Genomic DNA, 849 nt, shown 5'->3' with positions numbered 1-849 from the left:
GCCTGCGTCGTGACGAGCGTGTGGGCGGCGTCGTAGCGGGGGAGCCACTCGTCGACGAGGGCGCCGTTGTCGCCGTGCGCGTGGGCGACGACGACCGCTCCGCGGTCGGTTCGTTCGAGGCCGGTTTCGGGGTTCTTGTCCAGATCGGTCACCATCGCGTCCACCTCGACTCCCAGGTCCGCGAGGCGGTCGGTCGCCGTCGAGGCGGCGAACACGCGGTCGGCGTCGCGGGCGAGGGCGGCGTCGGCCTCCAGCGACGGCCCGGCGCCGGCAACGGCGACGGCCTCGCCCGTGCAGTCCAGCCGGCCGAGGTCGAACGGCTCGGCGTGCTCGGCGGCCCGGTCGCGGACGGCCTCGTCGGCGCCCCGGTCGAACCCGAAGTCCGCGAGGATCGCCTCGTATATCGGCTCCCAGTCGTCGAAGTCCATCGGTGTGACTACCCGGTCGGCGGCGCTCAGTAATACGGATCGGGCCGGGAGCGCACCAGAGTACCCCTACCCGCGGTGCCCTTCCGGCTTCCACCCCCGGCTTTCGACGGATCGGGTATAAGTTTTCTTACTCCGTCGGACGCGCGACCGACGCCAACGCCGCGTCCAAGGCCCCGGAGACGCCGCTCGCGGCGTCTGCGGCCGCGGCGACCGCCCTGACAGTTCCGACCAGCAGGGCCGCCGACCCGCCCTCGCCGGCGACGACCCGGGCCGGCGACTCGACCGCCGCGGCCCGGAGCGCGCCCAGTTCCTCTGCGTCCAGCCCGTCGAACTCGTACACCCGCGCGACGGCGTCGGCCGCCGCCGCCGGGTCGCCGCCGACGCGGTCGGCGTGCCGGCGGGCCTCGCCGGTCGTCGTCAC

At 74.7% G+C, this 849-nt stretch carries 1 protein-coding gene and 1 pseudogene; both read right to left on the bottom strand.

Going from position 1 to position 849, the window contains the following annotated elements; genetic code table 11:
* Positions 1-428 (bottom strand): 6-hydroxymethylpterin diphosphokinase MptE-like protein (locus ACQUQ1_RS22510; protein WP_435066399.1); only part of this gene is annotated, 428 nt, incomplete at its 3' end.
* A gap of 127 nt (positions 429-555) precedes the next feature.
* Positions 556-849: pseudogene (locus tag ACQUQ1_RS22505) on the bottom strand (dihydropteroate synthase); the annotation flags it as partial.

Source organism: Halobaculum sp. EA56 (assembly GCF_051195075.1).
Classification (GTDB): domain Archaea; phylum Halobacteriota; class Halobacteria; order Halobacteriales; family Haloferacaceae; genus Halobaculum.
The sequence above is the reverse complement of the archived record's forward strand: the minus strand, read 5'-3'. Positions and strand labels throughout refer to the sequence as shown.